Here is a 19,619-nt window from a genome sequence, read left to right as displayed (position 1 = left end):
TACTGCCTGTATCGGTTGTCGGTAATCCCGCACTGTAACCCGGGGCAGCGGGCTGTCGCTTGGCCGCCATCGAACTCTGCTATCGTCGGCCTGTTTCTTTCCAACTTCATATGGCGGACATCATGCAACGCGATTTCGATCTGGTCGTCACCATCCTGGGAGCCCTGCGCGACGCGCCCGGCCCCAATCTGAGCACCCACGACATCAAGGAAGCGGCCCTGGCCCACGAACAAGGCCTGCAACTGGTTGCGCACCACCTCGACCTGCTGGCCGACGCCGGCCTGGTCAAGCAGGTCAGCGAAACGACGGCAACCGCCGGCGACACGCGCTGGCGCATCACCTGGAAGGGCTACGACGCCCTGGAGCAGGATGAAGAAGACGACGAGGACTTCGACGCCGAAGAGTAAGGCGCCCTGCCCTCTCCGGCGCAGGTGGCGCGCGTCGCCTACCTGCCAGCCCCGCCTTCCGGCCGGACCGGCGGCGCTCAGCGGCGCCGCAGGATGCGGCGCGTCAGCAAGGCGGCGGCCGCGCCGATCACCAGGCTGAACATGAACGCGGCGATGGCCAGCATCGCCGACTGGTCGCCAAATCCGGCCGAGCGCGAGAGCACCACCGCCGCGGCGCAGATTGCCGCCGCCAGCAAGGCCACACCCGCCAGCACGCGGCCAGGCGAACGCAACCGACCGCAGAGCGAGCCGCCCACCAATGCCGCCGCCACCATCGCGGCCATGGACCAGAACAAGTATTCGTAATGCATGCGGACCGACTCCCCGGGGATGATGAGGCGACCGCATTATAGGCCGGCGCGTGCGCTATCCGTCCCCGAGAGCCGCAGCCGAAGCGGCTGTCGGACGCCAATCCGGGTGGGCGACACCCTCCCCGCCCCGGGGCGCATGATCCCTTCAGGCCGGCGGCGCGACCGCAATGGCGCTGATTTCCACCAGCGCGCCGTAATGCAGATCGCGGGTGGGCACCATGGCGCGGGCCGGACGGTGCTCGCCAAAACTGCGCTCGTAGACGCTGTTGACCTCATTCCACAGGCCGACATCGGGGATGTAGACGGTGACATTGACCACCGAGGCCAGGGAGGCGCCCGCCGCCTCCAGGATGGCCGCCAGGCTGCGCAAGGCGGCTTCGGTCTGCGCGGCCGCGCCTTGCGCCAACGGCGGGCGCTCGCCAGGTCGGACGGGCGGCAGGAAACCGAGCTGGCCGGACACGAAAATGAAGCCGTTGGCGCGCACCGCCTGGGAATAATGGCCGGCGGGCGGCGTGGCATGGGGAGTGTATAGGATGTCCATCTCGACTCCTGTTGCGCAAGGCGCCGGGTTACCAGCCACGGAAGCGTTCCCACCGCGCCACGACCGCGCGTTCCCCGCCGCGCACGACCGCGTAGGCATCGTGCTGGGCGCAGGTGGCGCAGGCATGATTGGGCATGATCCGCAGCCGGGTGCCCAGCGGCAGGTCCGGCAAGGCGGCGGTGCTGCCGGCGCGCAGCTTGATGATGCCCTGCTCCTGGTTGGTCTCGGCCAGCAGCAGGTCGGGGTAGACCTTGCCGTCGGCATCGCACACCAGCCCATACAACTGGTCCACCGGCTGCTTGGCGGTACCACGGTCGCGCGACATGGCCATCCAGCCCGCATCCACCAGGATCCAGCCTTTTTCGCGCTGGTGGCCGATCACCGTGGTCAACACAGTGGCGGCGACATCATCCACGGCGCACACGCCGAGGCCGGCCATGACCAGGTCAAAGAATACGTACACCCCGGCGCGCACTTCGGTCACGCCCGCCAGGCTGCGGGCGAAGTGGGCGGTCGGCGTCGAGCCGACGCTCACGACCGGACACGGCAGGCCGGCGGCACGGATCGACTCGGCACAACCGACCGCGGCGGCGCGCTCTTGCTCGGCCATGTCGGCAATCGCCGCCACACTGCGGCAGCCATAGGACTCCCCGGCATGGGTCATGACACCGCGCAGGCTTGCCGCCGCCGCCAGCACGCGGGCGATCGCCAGCAGTTGATCGGTGTGGCCGGGCTGCACGCCCGCGCGATGGCCGTCGCAATCGATTTCGATCAGCGCGGGAATGGCAACGCCCTCCTGCGTGGCACGCGCGGCCAGGGCGCGGGCGGCGTCGACACTATCGACCACCACCGTCAGGTCGACGCCCTGGCGCCGCAGGGCCAGCACACGGTCGAGCTTGGCCGGGGCCACGCCCACCGCATATAGCAAATCGGTGACACCGGCGGCCGCAAACTGCTCGGCCTCCTGCAGCGTCGAGACCGCCGCGGGCCCCTCCGGACGCGTCATCACGCGGCGCGCGACCTCGATCGACTTGGGCGTCTTCAGATGCGGGCGCAACTGCACTCCGTGGCCGGCCATGAGGCCGTTCAGGCGTTCGATGTTGCGCAGCATGCGGGTTTCGTCCAGCACCAGGCAGGGCGTGTCGAGCAGATCCAGGGTGGCGGGAGCAGAGGTCATGGCGATAACGGCGGGACGATGACGGACGGTGCGGACAGGAATCGATGCGGGCGCCGCCCGGGACGCATCCGCATGCCCGGAGTATGGCGCCGAGCGAGCCTTGCGTGTTTAATAGATTCTTAATCAATCATTAAGGTGATTCTGAATGATCACGACCGACGACCTGCGTTTCTTCCTGAGCCTGGCCGCCACCAGTTCGCTGGCCCAGGCAGCGCGCGCCCTGGACGTGACGCCGCCGGCCGTGACGCAGCGCCTGCATGCGCTGGAAAAGCGCCTGGGCGTGCGGCTGGTCAACCGCTCGGGGCGCGGCACTGCCTTGACCGACGAAGGCCGGCTGCTGGCGCTGCGCGCCGGCCAGATCTGCGGCGAACTGAACGACTTGGCCGATGAGCTGGCCGGCCGCCGCGGCGTGGTGGCCGGCCATCTGCGCGTGGTGGCGCCCCTGGGGTTCGGCCAGCGCCATATCGCGGCACTGGTGGCCGGGTTCCGACAGGGTCAGGCTGACGTGACTGCCAGCCTGACCCTGTCGGACGGGCCGCCGCGCCTGGCCAGCGATGACTGGGACGTGATGATCCATATCGGCGAGCTGCGCGATTCCACCCTGGTGGCCTACCCGCTGGCGCCGAACCGGCGCATCCTGTGCGCCTCGCCCGCCTATCTGGCGCGCCGTGGCGCTCCGGCCAAGCCCGAGGACCTGCGCGAGCATGACTGTATCGCCCTGCGCGAAAATGAAGAGGACGTCACCCTGTGGCGCTTCAAGCGCGGCCGCGGGCCGGCGGTGGGCGTGCGCATCGCGCCGGTGCTATCGAGCAACGCGGGCGCGGCGGCGGTGACCTGGGCCCTGGCCGGCCACGGCATCGTGGCGCGCTCGGAATGGGATGTGGCCGAACACGTGCAAGCACGCACGCTGGTGCCCCTGCTGGCGGGCTGGAACCTGCCCGAGGCCAATGTGGTGGCGCTGGTGAAATCGCGCCAGGAACTGCCAGCGCGCACGGCGGGCTTCCTGGCGCATCTGCGCGAGGCCTTCGCGGTCACGCCGTGGCGTGAAAAGGCCTCCGGCTAGCCTTTGCGCAGCCCAAGCGGGTCAGTCCAGCATCGCCTCGGCCTCGATCTCGACCAGCCATTCGGGCAATGACAGGCCGCTGACGATGATCCATGACGACGGCGGCGGATCCTGCGGGAAACGGTCGCGCAGCGCCTGGGCGATTACTTCCTGGTCCTCGCGCGCCGTTTCGCAGATGTAGATGCGCAGCATGATGACCTGCGCCAGTGTCGCGCCGGCAGCCGCCAGGACGCGCTCGATGTTGTCCAGCGCGGCCTCGGTCTGCACTTGCAGGCCGGGTCCGACGGTGCGCTCGTGGACATCGACGCCGACCTGGCCAGACAGCAGCATGCGGCGCTGCCCGGTCACGATGACAGCCTGGCTGAAGCCGTATTGCACCGTGTTGAAGACAGTGTCGGGATTGACGACGGTTCGGGTCATGACGATTCTCCTGGTGGGCGCCGAGGCCAGCGCCGGGGCATCATTCTAGAATCTCGCGGCGGGCTCAGGCCGCCGCGGACGCGGGCCGGCGGCCCCGCGCGGCATACAGGGCGGCCAGCCATACCCCCGCGCCGGCCCCGACGGCGGTCCAGAAGCCCGTGCCGACGCCATACCGGTCGACGATCCAGCCGGCCAGCGCCGCGCCCCCCGCCACCCCCGCGCCCAGCCCCGTCACCAGCCAGGTCAGGCCTTCGGTCAGGCGCCTTCCGGGCACGGTGTTCTCCACCAGCGCCATGGCAATGATCATGGTCGGCGCGAACGACAGGCCGGCCAGCAACACCCCCAGCGACAGGCTCAGCAGATCGCTCACCAGCAGCAGCGGCAAGGTCGTCAAGGCGGTGATGCTGGCGGCGATGGCCAGCATGCGCGCCAGCGGCATCCGGAACGTCAGCACGCCGAATGCCAGCCCGGCAACGCAGGAACCGAAGGCATAGGCCGACAGCACCACGCCGGCCCCCGCCGGCAGCCCCTGCTGGCGCGCGAACGCCAAGCTCATCACGTCGATGGTGCCCACGATGACGCCCATCGCCGCCATCATCGCGGTCAGTTGGCGCATCAGCGGCATCCCCAGCACCGAGGTCTCGCGTCCGGCCGCCGGCGGCTGCACCCTCGGCGCCGTGGCCCGCTGCAGCACGAAGGCAGTGACGCCCAGGCCCAGCAAAATCGCCGCGCCCAGCGGGCCGGCCTCCGGGAACAGGACGACGCACAGCCCCACCGCCAATGGCGGCCCGATGATGAAGCTGACCTCATCCAGTACCGACTCCAGCGCGTAGGCGGTGCGCAATTGCGGGCGGTCGCGATAGATCTCGGTCCAGCGCGCGCGCGCCATGGCGGGCATGCTCGGCAGGCTGCCCGCGAGCGCCGCAAACACGAACAAGGTCCAGTCCGGCGCCTGCCATCGCACGCACAAGGCCAAGCCTGCCAGCCCGGCAACGCTGGCACCAGCGGCCAGCGGCAGGATGCGGCCCTGGCCATGGCGATCCACCAGGCGGGAAATGTGCGGCGCCAGCAGCGCCGTCGCCAGCGCGAAGGTGGCCGCCACCGCGCCCGCCAGGGAGTAGGAGCCGCGCACCTGGGACAGCATGGTGATGATGCCGATGCCGATCATCGGCAGCGCCAGCCGCGCCACCGCGCAGGCGGCAACGAAGGCGGTGGCGCCGGGCGCCTGGAACAGTTCACGATAGGGGTTGGACACCGGGACCTCAGGCGATGTTGCGGCCCGGCGGGAGCGCCGGACAAATTTACATACGTAACGTATGTGAAATCGTATTCGCTCATGCGGCGACTGTCAATTAACATACGCTCCGTATGCCACTGGAGTCCGCCATGCCGCGCACCCGCGCCGAAATGATCGAAGAAACCCGCGCCAAGCTGCTGGCAACGGCGCGCGAGTCGTTCCGCCGCGCTGGCTATGCCGGTACATCAATGGATGACCTCACCGCCGCCGCCGGGCTGACCCGGGGAGCTTTGTATCACCATTTCGGTGACAAACAAGGCCTGCTGGCGGCGGTCGCGTCGCAGATCGACGACGAAATGGAACAGCGCCTGCAAGCGATTTCGCGCGCCGCGCCCAATGCCTGGACCGCTTTGCGCGAACGCTGCCGCGCCTACCTGGCGATGGCGGCCGAGCCCGAAATCCGGCGGATCGTGCTGCAGGACGCGCGCGCGGTGCTGGGCCCCGCCGATACCCTCGCGCAGGCACAATGCACCGCGTCGCTCGCCGCCCTGTTGCGGACCCTGATGGATCAGGGCGACCTCAAACCGGTCGAGCCCCGCGCGCTGGCGCGGCTGCTGCACGGCGGCCTGGCTGAAAGCGCCTTCTGGATCGCCGGCGACGAGGGTGAGGACCGGCTGGCGCACGCCCTGCAGGCGCTCGACCTGCTGCTGCAAGGCATGCGCCACCCCTGAAACGGCGCCAGGCATGGAATCGCCCAAACGCGGTATGGAATGCCGCGGCCTTCTTTGCTACGCTGGGTCACCCCTTGTGGAGGTCGTCCGACCATGAAGCCCAAGATCCGCGTGCTTTGCGTCCAGCCGTCGTCAGTGTCCGCGCGCTTCGCCTTCCTGGCGATCGCGCTGCGCTGGTCCCTGGGCGCGACGCCCCGGCCAGCGCGGTTGCGGATCGGCCCGCACGATCTGGCGCCGATCGGCTCGGAAACCGCCTTCTGGCTATTCGCGCTGCGCCATGCGTTTGCATCGCAATCCATGCTGGTCACGCGCGGCGATCACTGGGACGTCGCCGCCTCGGTCGACGGCGATGAAATCCGCGCCTTCGGCCGCAAGTTCGCGCTGCGGCAGTGCCTCTGAGGCGGCCGCGCAGAGCCCTCTTTTCACAGCTTTGCGGGCGGTTTGCGGTGATAGGCCGCCAGTTGCTCGGCGGTCCAGCGCTGCCGCGCCTCTTCCTGGCAGCAGGTCCTGAATATCCGCGCGCCCACATCCAGGAAGCGATGCAGATCGTCCCCGGTCAGCTTGCCCTGCACCGCCAGCAGACAATCCGCATACGCGGACAGGATGCCGTCCCATTGCTCGGGCCTGCCGGGCGCGACGGTCTTGCTGATCATGCGGGCCATCATCTCGCTGTGGTCCATCATGCTGTTTCCCCCGAAGCCTCGCCGCGACCACGAGGAACGCGGCGACATCACGGGCTTGAAGGCAGCAAGCGCCATGCCCGCCGTGGCGGGCGGGAGACGCACTGGCGGCACGGTGGAGAAATTACCACCGAAGCCGGTCAGAACTCCGGCAGGTCGAACACCGTATGCAGGGTGGAACTGGGCGCCGGCGCCGAGGCCAGGTGTTCGCGTCCGTCGTCGTCGGTCAGCACCCGCACCGGACGCGAGGCCACGGATACGCCATCGACGCTGACCACGGTTTCAACATCGGCGCCGGCCTTGATGGCCTCGATCACTTCGGACGCGGCCGCCGTCACGGGTTCGTTGACCCAGCCGGGCACGCCACGCTCGGCCAAGCCCCACCGCACATAGGCGACGTGGCCGCTGACGGCTTCCTTACGAACGGCGACGATCGCGTAAAACGACATCCGGGCCTCCCTCAAATCTGGTGGCCGGGATCGTATAACAACTTCACGGATCCGCGATGACAGCCGTCAGGGGTCGATATCGATGGGTTCAAAGGATTTCACCAGATCATCCAGTTGCTTCAACTGGGTCAGGAACGGTTCGAGCTTGTCCAGCGGCAAGGCGCTGGGACCGTCGCACTTGGCATGACGGGGGTCGGGATGGGCTTCCAGGAACAGGCCGGCAAGGCCCACGCCCATGCCCGCCCGCGCCAGTTCGGCGACCTGTTCGCGGCGTCCGCCAGAGGCCGCGTCCAGGGCCGAGCGCTGCTGCAGCGCGTGCGTGACGTCGAAGATCACCGGCCGGTTGCCGCTTACCTTCTTCATGACGCCAAAGCCGAGCATGTCCACCACCAGGTTGTCGTAGCCGAAGCTGGTGCCGCGGTCGCACAGGATGATCTGCTGATTGCCGGCCTCGGTGAACTTCTCGACGATGTTGAGCACCTGGGTGGGGCTGAGGAATTGCGGCTTCTTGATGTTGACGATACGGCCGGTCTTGGCCAGCGCCACCACCAGATCGGTCTGGCGGGCCAGGAACGCCGGCAATTGCAGGATGTCGGCCACTTCGGCCACGGGCGCGGCCTGCCATGGCTCATGCACGTCGGTGATCACCGGCACGCCGAAGTTCTGCTTGACCGCCTCGAAGATCTTCATGCCCTCTTCCAGGCCCGGACCGCGATAGGAGTGGATCGATGACCGGTTGGCCTTGTCGAACGAGGCCTTGAACACATAGGGAATGCCGAGCCGGGTGGTCACGCGCTGGTATTCCTCGCAGGCGCGCAGGGCCAGATCCTTGGATTCCAGCACGTTGATCCCGCCGAACAGCACGAAAGGCTGGTCGTTGGCGCAGGTGATCGAGGGCGAGATGGCGACTTCCGGGGCGGTCATGATGGGGCGATCCTGTAATGGTGAAGCAGGTGACAAGTGCGTAATGTACAACCTGACGGCGTTGTGGGCCGACTACGAAACCGCCCCGTTGCCCGCAACCCGGGCAGTCAAACCGATGGATCGGCAGGAAACCCTGCTACAACATAACCAGGGCGCCAATGCCCCGGATTTCGACGATGAGCTCAACCAGGACTACGGCCGCGAGCAAGCCGGCGGGTGCCCCTGCTCCGGGACATCCGCCAGCCGGCCAAACTTGCACGCCGGGCTGGCGTAGCAGCGCCGGGCCCTGCAGCGGCGGACCATCCGGCGCCGGCTCCACCACGTGAGACAAGCATGGGATTCCTCGACGCGCTGTTCCGGCGCAAACCCACGCAAGACCAGTTCGCCGCGCTGTTCATCGCCGCCGTGCGGCAGCGGGGCTTCACCGGCAACCTGGACTACAAGGCGGATGAATTCCGGTTGCTGCACGGCGAAAGCGCGTACTTCAATCTGCACAATGCATACCGCGCCTATTGCGATGCGCCTGGCGGGCAACGCCAGGGGGCGCTGCAGGGCTATGTCTCGACCCTGCTGACCAGCAGCCAGACGCACCCGGCATCGCTGGCCGAGGCCCGCCCGCTGCTGCGGCCCGTGATCCGCGGCCGCGCCATGCTCGAAGCGGTACGCATGCACCACCTGCGCAACGACGGCAACGACGACGCCCCCCCTCCGGCACTACGCCCTTTCGGCGATGATTGTGTGGTGTTGCTCGCGCTGGACCATCCCGAGTCCATCGCCATGCTCACCACCGGGCCCGATGAAGCATGGGGCCTGTCGTTCGACGAAGCCCTGGAAATCGCCATCGACAATCTGCGCGAATCCGTCGACCACTTCGTGGAGGTGGCGCCGGGCGTGTACGGCGGCGGCTGGGAAGACGGCTACGACATCAGCCGCGCGCTGCTACCCGACATGCTGGAACGCATCCCGGCGCGCGGCCGCCCGATATTCATGATGCCGACCCGCGACCTGCTGCTGGTCAGCGGCGACAACGACGATGCCGGGCTATTGAAGATGACCGAACTCTGCCTGCAGGTGGTGGAGCATGGGCGCCCCGTCTCCGCCTGCATGTACCGCTACGGCGATGCCGGGGTCGAACGCTACCTGCCGCGACAGCAACCTCTCATCGGCCTGCAGGCGCACCTGGCGCGGGTGCTGGCCCAGGGCGACTACGACGCGCAGAAAGAAGCCCTGGACCGCCTGCACGAAGCACGCGGGATCGACGTGTTCGTGGCGTCCTACAACCTGTTCACGCAGAACGATGCCGCAGCCGCCTCGTTCTCACTGGCCACCTGGACGCGTGGCGTGGACACCTTGCTGCCCAAGGTCGATCGCCTGGCATTAGTGCGCCCCGAGGCCAGCGATGAGCTTGGCGAGGTCCGGGTGGTGAGTTGGGAGCAGGCGGCCGCCGAATTGGCGCTGCTGCTCGAACCCGAAGACTGCTATCCGGTGCGCTATCGCACCCGGGGCTTTCCGGACGATGCGCAATTGGCGCGGCTGCGTGCCGTGGATTGATCGATCCCGGCCCGCGACCGCCGCGCCCGGCGCTGCTACGCCTGCGACGCCCGTTCGCTCACCAGGCGGTACGCCAGCGCGCCGATGATCGCGCCGGCGATCGGCGCCACCCAGAACAGCCACAGTTGCTCCAGCGCCCAGCCGCCGACAAACAGCGCGGGGCCGGTGGAACGCGCCGGATTCACCGAGGTATTGGTGACCGGGATGCTGACCAGGTGGATCAGCGTCAGCGCCAGGCCGATCGGGATGGCCGCGAAACCCGCCGGCGCGCGCTTGGACGTCGCGCCCAGGATCACGAACAGGAAACCCGCCGTCATCACGATTTCGGTGACCAGGGCGGCGGCCATCGAATATTTGCCCGGCGAATGGGCGCCAAAGCCGTTGGCGGCAAAGCCGCTGGCCTGCAGGTCGAAGCCCTGCTGGCCATTGGCGATCACCGCCAGCACCGCCGCCGCCGCAACCGCACCCAACACCTGCGCCACCACGTACGGCAGGATCTCACGGGCCGGGAAACGGCCGCCGGCAACCAGCCCGACCGTGACCGCGGGATTGAAATGCCCGCCCGAGATGTGGCCCACGGCGAATGCCATGGTCAGCACCGTCAGGCCGAACGCCAGCGCGACACCGGCAAAGCCGATGCCCAGTTGCGGGAATCCCGCCGCCAGCACCGCCGCGCCGCAACCGCCCAGCACCAGCCAGAACGTGCCGAAGAATTCCGCGCCGCAGCGCTTCGAAAGTGGGTACATATTTCGCCCTCCGCGATTGAAAACGCGACGGTAGCGCGAGGCGGGCGTTACGACTTCAAAGCAATGTAAATTCCAGGCGATTCTTGACGATGCTTGACGATGTCGATGACCGCATCGACGATCATGCGCTGTCGCTTGCCGTAACGCGACGACGTTGCTACCTTTGGCACGTCTCGATTACCGACAGGAGCGCGACCGCCATGACCATTGTCGTTTACGCCACCAATGCCCGCGCGCTCTGGGAGACCATCCAGGCCGACATCGCCCCCATCGGCGCCAAGGCCACCTCCGGCGGCGGCAATACCTGGCGCAAGGACGACAGCGGCCGCGCCGCCAAGATCTATCGCGCCACGCCCACCGGCCAGCATGACGAGCGCGCCTATTTCGTGGGCACTGTGCGCACCGGCCAGTTGATGCTGTTGGACCTGCTGCCCGGCAGCGAGCCGCTGACCTGGCCGCTGTTCGGCGCCTTGCACGGCCATCTGTCGGGTATGCTGCTGGCCACCTACCCCGATGCCATCCTGTCGCTGAACCTGTTCCCCAACCGCCCTACCGACGCCTGAGCACGCCGCACCGAGATGTTGCTATCGACAAGTACCCTGGCACTGCTGTCACTGGCCGTGCTGGCGTGGCGCATACGCCGCCGCCCGCCCGGCCTGGCCCCCCGCGACATCGGACGCGCGGCCGCTGGCGGCGCCGCGCTCTATCTGTTCATGGGCCCGCCGATCGGCGTCCTGGTGTTATCGCTGATGCTGGCCGTGGCGGCGCGCAGCGCCGAGCACCTGCTGACGTCGATCCTGCTGATCCCCTGGGCATACCTGTTTGGCGGCGTGCCCGCGCTGCTGAGCGGCCTGGTGGCCGGCGCCTGCAAACCCGCGCTCGCGTCGGGGCGCGCGTATTGCCTGGCCGGCCTGGTGGGCGGGTTGTACGGCACGGTGTTCCTGCTGGGTTTATCGAGCCGCGACGGCGCCTGGCACGAACTGCCGGTGCCACTGATCGCCGGCGGCGTGCCCGGACTGGTGGCCGGGGCGCTGTGCGCGCGGGCGCTGTATGGCAGGCGCGGGACTACGGCCAGCGCGAACGGCTGATGCGCGGGATCAACCGCCGGTGGCTCGGCGCAAGCGTTCCATTTCGGCCCGGTTCAGCCGTTTCGCCTCGTCTTCGGCGTAGTCGCGCTCGCCAGCCTCGTATTTGCCTTCATAGATGCAACTGCTGCGGCTCAAGCGGCACTCCAGGCTGACGCGCGACGAATCGGGGCCAGATGAGGCGGGCGAAGACCAGGGATTGGGCGTGGAAGACGAAGAACAGCCGGCGAGCGCGGCAAGCAGCAGCACCAAGCCACCGCGGCCAAGTAATTGAATCGACACTATTCACCCTCGCTCGACTAGGAATACGACAGGCTTCTTTATAGCAAGCGCGGCAAATGCCGGACAAGCGGCGGCCGGCACGCCCGGCCCGCCAAAGAAAAACCCCGCGACGCGCATGCGCCGCGGGGTGGCTGGACATCGTTGGCGCTGCGCCAGATCGGTGTCCGAATAGGGTGGTGCGAAGGAGGGGACTCGAACCCCTACACCTGTTACGGCGTCAGGACCTAAACCTGGTGCGTCTACCAATTTCGCCACCTTCGCAAAGGCCAAGCCCGCTATTGTAGCTTGCTTGTTAAAATCTTGCGTTATGAATCCGCGCCTCGATGCCCTGCACCCCTACCCGTTCGAAAAACTGCGCGCCCTGCTGGCCTCGGCCGGCGCGCTGCCGGACGGCCTGACGCCCATCAATCTGTCGATCGGCGAGCCCAAACACGCGGCGCCGGAACGCATCGGGCAGGCCATCCGCGACCATCTTGGCGGCTTGTCGGTGTATCCGTCAACCAAGGGCGATCCCGCACTGCGCCAGGCCATCGCCCAGTGGTTGGCGCGGCGCTACAGCATTCCGGCGCCCGATGCCGATACCCAGGTGCTGCCGGCGCTGGGCTCGCGCGAGGCGCTGTTCGCCTTCACCCAGACGGTGATCGACCCGTCGGCCGGGTCGGTGGTGATCTGTCCCAACCCGTTCTACCAGATCTACGAGGGCGCCGCCGTTCTGGCCGGCGCCACCCCCTACTACGTCAACGCCGACGCGCTGCGCAATTTCGCCTGCGACTGGAACCAGGTGCCGGACGAGGTCTGGAAAAAGACCCGCATGGTGTTCGTGTGCTCGCCCGGCAACCCGGCCGGCAATGTCATGTCGCTGGACGAATGGGAAGACCTGTTCGCCCTGTCCGATCGCCACGGCTTCGTCATCGCCTCCGACGAATGCTATTCCGAGATCTATCTGGACGAAGGCAACCCGCCGTTGGGCGGCCTGCAGGCGGCGCGCCGGCTGGGCCGTGACGGCTACCACAACCTGATGGTGTTCTCCAGCCTGTCCAAGCGCTCCAACGTGCCGGGCCTGCGCTCGGGCTTCGTGGCGGGCGACGCCGCGCTGATCGGCCGTTTCCTGCTGTACCGCACGTATCATGGCAGCGCCATGAGCCCGCTGGTGTCGGCCGCCAGCATCGCCGCCTGGACCGACGAGACCCACGTCAAGGAAAACCGCCGCCTGTACCGCGAGAAGTTCGAGGCCGTGCTGCCGATCCTGCAGAACGTGCTGGACGTGCAACGTCCGCAGGCTTCGTTCTACCTGTGGGCGGCCACCCCGGGCTCGGATACCGCGTTCGTGCGCGACCTTTATGGCCGTACCGGTGTTACCGTGCTGCCGGGCAGTTTCCTGGCGCGCGAAGCCCACGGCGTGAATCCGGGCGAGGGGCGCATCCGCCTGGCCCTGGTGGCGCCCCTGGCCGACTGCGTGCAGGCGGCCGAACGCATCGCCCATTTCGTCCATACTTCTGTTTGATCAACCTTTTTGAAAAAAGCTGAGCCGCTATGACTCTCGACCTGCAGACCACCATCGAAAAAGCCTGGGACGACCGGGCCAACCTGTCGCCCGTCGACGCCAGCGCCGAAGTGCGCGAAGCCGTCGAACACACCATCGACGGGCTGGACCTGGGCCGCCTGCGCGTGGCCGAGAAAATCAACGATGACTGGGTCGTGCACCAGTGGATCAAGAAGGCCGTGCTGCTGTCGTTCCGCCTGTACGACAACGCCATCATGGGCCAGGCCCCGCTGCAGTTCTACGACAAGGTGCCGCTCAAGTTCTCGGAATACGGCGACAACGCCTTCAAGCAAGGCGGCTATCGCGTGGTGCCGCCCGCCGTCGCCCGCCGCGGCGCCTTCATCGGCCGCAACGTGGTGCTGATGCCCTCGTACGTCAATATCGGCGCCTACGTCGATGAGGGCACCATGGTCGACACCTGGGCCACCGTCGGCTCGTGCGCGCAGATCGGCAAGAACGTCCACCTGTCCGGCGGCGTCGGCATCGGCGGCGTGCTCGAGCCGCTGCAGGCCAATCCCACCATCATCGAAGACAACTGCTTCATCGGCGCCCGCTCGGAAGTGGTCGAAGGCGTGATCGTCGAAGAGAACTCGGTGCTGGCCATGGGCGTGTTCCTGTCGCAAAGCACCAAGATCTATGACCGCGCCACGGGCAAGATCACCTACGGCCGCGTGCCGTCCGGTTCGGTGGTGGTGCCGGGCTCGCTGCCCTCGGCCGACGGCTCGCACAGCCTGGCCTGCGCCGTCATCGTCAAGCGTGTCGACGCGCAGACCCGCGCCAAGACCAGCATCAACGATCTGCTGAGGGCGTAAATGTCGGCCCACGTTGTTCTGGATCTGGTCAAGGACCTGATCGCCCGTCCGTCGGTCACCCCGGCGGACGCCGATTGCCAGGCGACGCTGGCCGCGCGCCTGGCGCCGCTTGGCTTCACCTGCGAAACCATCGCCCAGGGCGGTGTCACCAACCTGTGGGCGCGCCGTGGCGACACGGCGCCGCTGGTGGTCTTCGCCGGCCACACTGACGTGGTGCCGCCGGGCCCGCGCGAAAAGTGGGAAAGCGATCCGTTCGTGCCCACCGAGCGCGACGGCTACCTGTATGGCCGCGGCGCCGCCGACATGAAAAGCTCGATCGCCGCCTTCGTGGTGGCGGCCGAGGAATTCGTGGCGGCCAACCCGCGGCACGGCGGCTCGATCGCCCTCTTGATCACGTCCGACGAGGAAGGCCCGTCGATCGACGGCACCGCCATCGTCTGTGACGCGCTCAAGGCGCGTGGCGAGCAGATGGACTATTGCATCGTCGGCGAACCCACTTCCGGTGACGTGCTCGGCGACACCTGCAAGAACGGCCGCCGCGGCTCGCTGTCGGGCAAGCTCACAGTCAAGGGCATCCAGGGCCACGTGGCCTACCCGCACCTGGCGCGCAACCCGGTGCACCAGTTGGCGCCGGCGCTGGCCGAGATCGTCGCGATCGAATGGGACCAGGGCAACGAGTACTTCCCGCCCACCACGTTCCAGGTCTCGAACCTGAACTCGGGCACGGGCGCCACCAACGTGGTGCCGGGCGAGGCGGTGGCGCTGTTCAACTTCCGTTTCTCCACCGCCAGCACGCCGGAAAGCTTGAAGGCACGGGTGCACGACGTGCTGGACCGCCATGGCCTGGAATACACGCTGGACTGGGAACTGGGCGGCGAGCCCTTCCTGACCCCGCGCGGTTCGCTGACCGATGCGCTGGTCAAGGCCATCCACGAGGAAACCGGCGTGATGGCCGAGCTGTCGACCACCGGCGGCACCTCCGATGGCCGCTTCATCGCCAAGATCTGCCCGCAGGTCATCGAGTTCGGCCCGTGCAACGCCACGATCCACAAGGTCAACGAGCGTATCGAGCTGGCCTCGCTGGACCCGCTGAAAAACATCTATCGGCGCACGCTGGAAAACCTCCTGCCCGCCAAGTAACAAAGCCCACATGTATCAATCCGCCCGCCAAGAACTGCTGACCCTGCGTGACCTGATCCGCTACGGTGTATCGCGCCTGAACGCCGCCCAGGTGGCGCTGGGACACGGCAGCGACAACGCCTGGGACGAGACGGTCTACCTGGTCCTGCACGCGCTGCACCTGCCGCTGGACACGCTGGAGCCCTTCCTGGACGCCCGCGTGCTCAGCGAAGAGCGCAACCGCGTGCTGGAGCTGATAGACCGCCGCGTCACCGAGCGCGTGCCGGCCGCCTATCTCACCAATGAGGCCTGGCTGCGCGGGCATCGCTTCTACGTGGACGCGCGCGTCATCGTGCCGCGCTCGCCCATCGCGGAGCTGCTGGACGAAGGCCTGTCGCCCTGGGTGCAGGACCCGCAGGCCGTCGACAGCGTGCTCGACATGTGCACTGGCTCGGGCTGCCTGGCGATCCTGGCGGCCCTGGCGTTCCCCCATGCCCAGGTGGATGCCGTCGACGTGTCGTCCGACGCGCTCGAGGTCGCCCGCCGCAACGTCGACGACTACGGCCTGGACGACCGGCTGGCGCTGCACCAGAGCAATCTGTTCGACGCCCTGCCCGAGCGCCAGTACGACGTGATCGTCTGCAACCCGCCCTACGTCAACAGCGGTTCGATGGACGTGCTGCCGCAGGAATACCGCCACGAGCCGCACCTGGCCCTGGCCGGCGGCGCCGACGGCATGGACCTGGTGCGCCGTATCCTTCAGGCGGCGCCGCGCTACCTGTCGGAGAACGGCGTGCTGGTGCTGGAGATCGGCCACGAGCGCGAGTTCTTCGAAGCCGCCTTCCCTGAACTGTCGCCGGTATGGCTCGACACGGCGGAAGCGTCGGATCAGTTGCTGTTGCTGACCCGCGAGCAGTTGACGACGTGATCCGCGCCTCTGGATTGACCTTGCGTCGCGGCACCAAGGTGCTGCTGGACGACGCCGAATTCGTGGTGCACCCGGGCGAGCGCGTCGGCATCGTCGGCAAGAACGGCGCCGGCAAATCGTCGCTGTTCGCCCTGCTGACGGGCGCGCTGGACCTGGACGCCGGCAATCTGGCGCTGCCGGCCGGCTGGCGCATCGCCAGCGTCGAACAGGAGCTGCGCGCCGACGACCGCCCTGCGCGCGAATTCGTCATCGACGGCGACACGCCGCTGCGCGCGCTGCAGGCGCGCCGCGCCGAACTCACCGACGACCAGGGCACGCAGATCGCCGAAGTCGAGGCGGCGCTGGTCGAGGCCGGCGCCTGGAGCGCGGCCTCGCGCGCCGAGCAGTTGCTGGCCGGCCTGGGCTTCAAGCCGGCCGAATGGACGCAGCCGGTGGCGAGCTTCTCCGGCGGCTGGCGCATGCGCCTGGCGCTGGCGCGCGCGCTGATGGCGCCGTCCGACCTGCTGCTGCTGGACGAGCCCACCAACCACTTGGACCTGGATGCCATGCTGTGGCTGGAGAAATGGCTGGCCGCCTATCCCGGCACCGTCATGCTGATCTCCCACGACACCGAGTTCCTGGACGCGGTGGCCAAGTCCATTCTGCATTTCGACCACGCCAAGCTGGTGCGCTACCGCGGCGGCTACGGCGACTTCCTGACGCAGCGCGCCGAGCGCCTGCGCCAGACCAACATCGCCTACGAGCGCCAGACGCGCGAAGCCGCGCGCCTGCAAGGCTTCATCGATCGCTTCAAGGCCAAAGCCTCCAAGGCCAAGCAGGCCCAGAGCCGGGTCAAGGCCCTGGCGCGCATGCAGGTGCTGGCGCCGCTGCACGCCGAGGCCGGCATCGACATCCGCATCCCCTCGCCCGATCAGGTGCCGGACCCGCTGCTGACGCTGGAGCACCTGTCGGCCGGCTACACCGACGCCGCCGGCCAAGCCGTGCCGATCCTGCGCGACGTGACGCTGATGGTGCGCGCCGGCAGCCGCGTCGGCGTGCTGGGCGCCAACGGCGCCGGCAAGAGCACGCTGATCAAGACCCTGGCGGAAGAACTGCCGGTGCAGGCCGGCGAGCGCCGCGCCTCGCGCGGCCTGGCGATCGGTTACTTCCACCAGCACCAGCTCGACATGCTGGATGTGGACAGCACGCCGCTGGCCCATCTGGCGCGGCTGTCGCCGGACACGCGCGAGCAGGAACTACGCAACTACCTGGGCGGTTTCGGCTTCTCGGGCGACACGGTCAACAGCAAGGTCGGCCCGATGTCGGGCGGCGAGAAAGCCCGCCTGGCGCTGTCGCTGATCGTGTGGCAGAAGCCCAACCTGCTGCTTCTGGACGAACCCAGCAACCACCTGGACGTCGAAACGCGCGAGGCCTTGGCCGCCGCGCTGGCCGAATTCGGCGGCAGCATGCTGCTGGTGTCGCACGATCGCCACTTGTTGCGCACGACCGTGGACAGCTTCTGGATCGTTGCCGACGGCGCCGTGCGCGAGTTCGATGGCGACCTGGAGGACTACCGCGACTGGTTGGCCGCCCGCAACGCCGGCGAGCGCGCCGAAGCGGCCCGTGAAAACGCCGAGAACGGCGAGGCCGTGGTCGACCGCAAGGCGCAACGGCGCGCCGAGGCCGAACAACGCCAACGTCTGTCGGCGCTGCGCAAGCCGCTGGAAGCCAAGCTGGCCAAGGTCGAGGCCGACATGGAAAAGCTGCGGACCAAGCTGCAGGCGCTGGATGCGGTCATCGCCGACCCGGATCTGTATTCCGACGCGCGCCGCGCGGAGCGCCAGAAGGTCATGGCCGAACACGGCGAGTACGGCAAGCGCATGGAGACGCTGGAAGAACAGTGGCTCGAATTGCAGGGTTCGCTGGAAGAAATCGGGCAGACGGAAGTCTGACCCCCTGGGGCGGGCGGCGCCCTGCAGCCCGCCCCAGACATGCCATGCGCTGAAACCGCAGCTAACAATAATAATTATCATTTATAATTCGTCGCAAATCTGACTCTCACCTGGCGCCAGGCGATCGCGACATGTCTTCGCTTACCAACGTATTCCTCCGGCACTACCGCGAAGTGCTGGGCTTTCTTTCCCTGCGCACCGGCTCGCGTGACGTGGCCCAGGATTGCGCCCAGGACACGTGGATCAAGCTGGCCGAATTCCGGGACAAGACGCTGCCGGACAACGAACGCGCCTATGTCTTTCGGGTGGCGGCCAACATCGCCACCGACTGGCATCGGCGCCGGGGCCGCGAAATCACCGCCCTGGCCGATTACGCCGCCGCCCAGCCGCCGGCGTTCGAGGCCGACACGCTGGACGTCGCCTCGGCCAACCAACTGCTGCACCGGCTCGAAGCCGCCCTGCTGCGCCAGCCGCGCCGCAGTCTCGACGTCTTCGTCCTGCATCGCCACGAAGGGCTGACCTACCGCGCCATCGCCGAGCGCCTCGCGATCTCGGTCAGCGCGGTCGAGAAACACATGATGCGCATCCTGCTGGCCTGCGACCAGGCCTTGACCGCGTGAACAAGGCCGCCGCCCAAGGCAACGCCACGGCCGCCGACGAACAGGCCTCGCGCTGGGTCATCCGGCGCAGCGGCCAGCCCCTGGACGCGCAGGCGCAGGCGGAATTCGACGCCTGGTACCACGCCGATCCCCGCCATGCCGCCGCCTTTGACCGGCTGGCGCGGGTATGGCGCCGCATGGGCGAGATCGACCGCGGCAAGCTGACCATCCGCCCTCCTCGCAAACGCCGCGCGGTACTGGCCCTGGCGCTCGCCACGACCGCGGGCATGGCCGCCTATTCCCTGCGCGACTTCCGGCCGGACGCCGACTACGCCAGCGGCACACAGCCGCTGCGCGTGGCCCTGCCCGACGGCTCCCGCGCCATCCTGGACGCGCATTCGGCCATCGCCGTGGACTTCGGGCCGGGCAAGCGCGAGGTGCGCCTGCTGTCCGGTCGGGCGCTGTTCGAGGCCACGCCCCGCGGCGCCGACGGCCCCGCCTTCACGGTCGTCACCGCGGACGCCAGCGCCACGGCCCTGGGCACGCGCTACACCGTCGCACGCGACGCCGACGCGACCCGCATCACCGTCTACCAGCACCAGGTGGCGGTGCAATGCCTGGCCTGCGCCGCCGGGCAGCCGCAGACCCTCGAACCTGGGCAACGCATCACGGTCTCGGCCCGCGGCATGATCCGCGACCCGGCCCCGCGCGAAACCGCGCCCGCCTGGAGTCAGGGCCTGCTGGCCTTCAACGACACCGCGCTGCCCGACGCCGCCGCGCAATTGGCGCGCTACACCGGCAAGCACATCCTGGTGGTGGGCGAACTGGCGCGCGGCACCCGCGTGTCCGGCACGGCGAGCATCGCCGATCCCAAGCGCGCGCTCGACCTGCTGCTGGCGCAGACCAAGGTGGGCATCACCGACCTGCCCGGCCTGCTGATCCTGCGCTGAGGGCTTGCCCTCGCAGGACTGGCGGGTCCGGCGCGCTCCGCATGGCAGGGGATCTCTGCATCGCGGGCGCATCGACGCTCCGCGACGCCGCCCT

At 68.2% G+C, this 19,619-nt stretch carries 25 protein-coding genes and 1 tRNA gene; 15 read left to right on the top strand and 11 right to left on the bottom strand.

Annotation, left to right across the window (positions count from 1 at the left end; all coding sequences use genetic code 11):
* Positions 1-122 precede the first annotated feature (122 nt).
* Positions 123-407: a DUF2513 domain-containing protein gene (locus K2W61_RS19080; RefSeq protein WP_175131572.1), complete on the top strand. Its 285-nt coding sequence runs from the start codon at positions 123-125 to the stop codon at positions 405-407.
* A gap of 77 nt (positions 408-484) precedes the next feature.
* On the opposite strand, the gene K2W61_RS19075 is transcribed toward K2W61_RS19080, so the two are convergent.
* The 3 genes from K2W61_RS19075 to K2W61_RS19065 all read right to left on the bottom strand — a co-directional run bounded on the left by K2W61_RS19075 (position 485) and on the right by K2W61_RS19065 (position 2,475).
* Positions 485-757 (bottom strand): hypothetical protein, encoded by a 273-nt coding sequence (locus K2W61_RS19075; RefSeq protein WP_236756333.1) that lies wholly within the window; start codon positions 755-757, stop codon positions 485-487.
* Between the two features lie 145 nt (positions 758-902).
* Positions 903-1,298, bottom strand: a complete 396-nt coding sequence (locus tag K2W61_RS19070; RefSeq protein WP_175131574.1) for a RidA family protein — start codon at positions 1,296-1,298, stop codon at positions 903-905.
* A 28-nt stretch (positions 1,299-1,326) separates the two neighbouring features.
* Positions 1,327-2,475, bottom strand: coding sequence for a DSD1 family PLP-dependent enzyme (locus K2W61_RS19065; RefSeq protein WP_236756332.1), 1,149 nt, complete (start codon positions 2,473-2,475; stop codon positions 1,327-1,329).
* 145 nt (positions 2,476-2,620) lie between these two features.
* On the opposite strand from K2W61_RS19065, the gene K2W61_RS19060 reads away from it, so the two are divergent.
* The gene (locus K2W61_RS19060; protein ID WP_175140638.1) at positions 2,621-3,538 is read left to right on the top strand and encodes a LysR family transcriptional regulator; all 918 of its coding nucleotides are present in this window, start codon (positions 2,621-2,623) and stop codon (positions 3,536-3,538) included.
* A 21-nt stretch (positions 3,539-3,559) separates the two neighbouring features.
* Here the strand turns inward: K2W61_RS19060 and K2W61_RS19055 are convergent, their stop codons facing one another.
* Together K2W61_RS19055 and K2W61_RS19050 are read right to left on the bottom strand one after the other, a co-directional pair.
* Positions 3,560-3,958, bottom strand: coding sequence for a RidA family protein (locus K2W61_RS19055; protein WP_175131577.1), 399 nt, complete (start codon positions 3,956-3,958; stop codon positions 3,560-3,562).
* A 64-nt stretch (positions 3,959-4,022) separates the two neighbouring features.
* Positions 4,023-5,213: an MFS transporter gene (locus K2W61_RS19050; RefSeq protein WP_175140637.1), complete on the bottom strand. Its 1,191-nt coding sequence runs from the start codon at positions 5,211-5,213 to the stop codon at positions 4,023-4,025.
* A gap of 131 nt (positions 5,214-5,344) precedes the next feature.
* On the opposite strand from K2W61_RS19050, the gene K2W61_RS19045 reads away from it, so the two are divergent.
* Complete coding sequence (locus tag K2W61_RS19045; RefSeq protein ID WP_175131579.1) at positions 5,345-5,926, top strand: TetR/AcrR family transcriptional regulator; 582 nt, start codon at positions 5,345-5,347, stop codon at positions 5,924-5,926.
* 93 nt (positions 5,927-6,019) lie between these two features.
* Positions 6,020-6,325 carry a hypothetical protein gene (locus K2W61_RS19040; RefSeq protein WP_175131580.1) on the top strand — a complete coding sequence of 102 codons (306 nt, stop codon included), beginning with the start codon at positions 6,020-6,022 and terminating at the stop codon, positions 6,323-6,325.
* A 23-nt stretch (positions 6,326-6,348) separates the two neighbouring features.
* Here the strand turns inward: K2W61_RS19040 and K2W61_RS19035 are convergent, their stop codons facing one another.
* The 3 genes from K2W61_RS19035 to kdsA all read right to left on the bottom strand — a co-directional run bounded on the left by K2W61_RS19035 (position 6,349) and on the right by kdsA (position 7,979).
* Positions 6,349-6,609: a hypothetical protein gene (locus K2W61_RS19035; protein ID WP_236756331.1), complete on the bottom strand. Its 261-nt coding sequence runs from the start codon at positions 6,607-6,609 to the stop codon at positions 6,349-6,351.
* 137 nt (positions 6,610-6,746) lie between these two features.
* Complete coding sequence (locus K2W61_RS19030) at positions 6,747-7,055, bottom strand: carbohydrate isomerase (protein ID WP_175131581.1); 309 nt, start codon at positions 7,053-7,055, stop codon at positions 6,747-6,749.
* Between the two features lie 66 nt (positions 7,056-7,121).
* On the bottom strand, positions 7,122-7,979 hold the full coding sequence (gene kdsA, locus K2W61_RS19025; RefSeq protein WP_236756330.1) for a 3-deoxy-8-phosphooctulonate synthase: 858 nt from the start codon (positions 7,977-7,979) through the stop codon (positions 7,122-7,124).
* Between the two features lie 43 nt (positions 7,980-8,022).
* On the opposite strand from kdsA, the gene K2W61_RS19020 reads away from it, so the two are divergent.
* On the top strand, positions 8,023-8,253 hold the full coding sequence (locus K2W61_RS19020) for an HD domain-containing protein (protein ID WP_175131583.1): 231 nt from the start codon (positions 8,023-8,025) through the stop codon (positions 8,251-8,253).
* A gap of 59 nt (positions 8,254-8,312) precedes the next feature.
* Complete coding sequence (locus K2W61_RS19015; RefSeq protein WP_236756329.1) at positions 8,313-9,530, top strand: DUF1444 domain-containing protein; 1,218 nt, start codon at positions 8,313-8,315, stop codon at positions 9,528-9,530.
* 35 nt (positions 9,531-9,565) lie between these two features.
* Here K2W61_RS19015 and aqpZ read toward each other — a convergent pair whose 3' ends face one another.
* Positions 9,566-10,276 (bottom strand): aquaporin Z, encoded by a 711-nt coding sequence (gene aqpZ / locus K2W61_RS19010; protein WP_175131585.1) that lies wholly within the window; start codon positions 10,274-10,276, stop codon positions 9,566-9,568.
* 200 nt (positions 10,277-10,476) lie between these two features.
* Here aqpZ and K2W61_RS19005 point away from each other — a divergent pair, with 200 nt between their 5' ends.
* Positions 10,477-10,839 (top strand): hypothetical protein, encoded by a 363-nt coding sequence (locus tag K2W61_RS19005; RefSeq protein WP_175131586.1) that lies wholly within the window; start codon positions 10,477-10,479, stop codon positions 10,837-10,839.
* 15 nt (positions 10,840-10,854) lie between these two features.
* The gene (locus tag K2W61_RS19000) at positions 10,855-11,364 is read left to right on the top strand and encodes a hypothetical protein (RefSeq protein WP_236756328.1); all 510 of its coding nucleotides are present in this window, start codon (positions 10,855-10,857) and stop codon (positions 11,362-11,364) included.
* A 9-nt stretch (positions 11,365-11,373) separates the two neighbouring features.
* Here K2W61_RS19000 and K2W61_RS27900 read toward each other — a convergent pair whose 3' ends face one another.
* Both K2W61_RS27900 and K2W61_RS18990 read right to left on the bottom strand, forming a co-directional pair.
* On the bottom strand, positions 11,374-11,499 hold the full coding sequence (locus K2W61_RS27900) for a hypothetical protein (RefSeq protein WP_419761609.1): 126 nt from the start codon (positions 11,497-11,499) through the stop codon (positions 11,374-11,376).
* A 318-nt stretch (positions 11,500-11,817) separates the two neighbouring features.
* Positions 11,818-11,904, bottom strand: a tRNA-Leu gene (locus K2W61_RS18990).
* A 46-nt stretch (positions 11,905-11,950) separates the two neighbouring features.
* Here K2W61_RS18990 and dapC point away from each other — a divergent pair.
* From dapC to K2W61_RS18955, 7 genes are all read left to right on the top strand, one after another.
* Positions 11,951-13,147, top strand: a complete 1,197-nt coding sequence (gene dapC, locus K2W61_RS18985; RefSeq protein WP_175131589.1) for a succinyldiaminopimelate transaminase — start codon at positions 11,951-11,953, stop codon at positions 13,145-13,147.
* 29 nt (positions 13,148-13,176) lie between these two features.
* Entirely contained in the window at positions 13,177-13,998 is an 822-nt protein-coding gene (dapD, locus tag K2W61_RS18980) for a 2,3,4,5-tetrahydropyridine-2,6-dicarboxylate N-succinyltransferase (protein WP_175131590.1), read from the top strand.
* Positions 13,999-15,138, top strand: a complete 1,140-nt coding sequence (gene dapE, locus K2W61_RS18975; RefSeq protein ID WP_236756327.1) for a succinyl-diaminopimelate desuccinylase — start codon at positions 13,999-14,001, stop codon at positions 15,136-15,138.
* 10 nt (positions 15,139-15,148) lie between these two features.
* On the top strand, positions 15,149-16,045 hold the full coding sequence (gene prmB / locus K2W61_RS18970) for a 50S ribosomal protein L3 N(5)-glutamine methyltransferase (protein WP_175140633.1): 897 nt from the start codon (positions 15,149-15,151) through the stop codon (positions 16,043-16,045).
* A complete protein-coding gene (locus K2W61_RS18965) occupies positions 16,042-17,976 on the top strand; it encodes an ABC-F family ATP-binding cassette domain-containing protein (protein WP_175131593.1) in 1,935 nt (644 codons plus the stop codon). Before prmB ends, K2W61_RS18965 begins: the two co-directional genes overlap by 4 nt.
* A gap of 131 nt (positions 17,977-18,107) precedes the next feature.
* Positions 18,108-18,596, top strand: coding sequence for an RNA polymerase sigma factor (locus K2W61_RS18960; RefSeq protein ID WP_175131594.1), 489 nt, complete (start codon positions 18,108-18,110; stop codon positions 18,594-18,596).
* Positions 18,593-19,525 carry a FecR family protein gene (locus K2W61_RS18955; protein WP_175140632.1) on the top strand — a complete coding sequence of 311 codons (933 nt, stop codon included), beginning with the start codon at positions 18,593-18,595 and terminating at the stop codon, positions 19,523-19,525. The genes K2W61_RS18960 and K2W61_RS18955 overlap by 4 nt, the downstream gene beginning before the upstream one ends.
* Positions 19,526-19,619 lie beyond the last annotated feature (94 nt).

It is taken from the genome of Achromobacter pulmonis (assembly GCF_021733725.1).
In the GTDB taxonomy this organism is placed as follows: domain Bacteria; phylum Pseudomonadota; class Gammaproteobacteria; order Burkholderiales; family Burkholderiaceae_B; genus Achromobacter; species Achromobacter pulmonis.
Note: the sequence above shows the minus strand (reverse complement) of the source record. Positions and strands in the feature narration are given on the sequence as shown.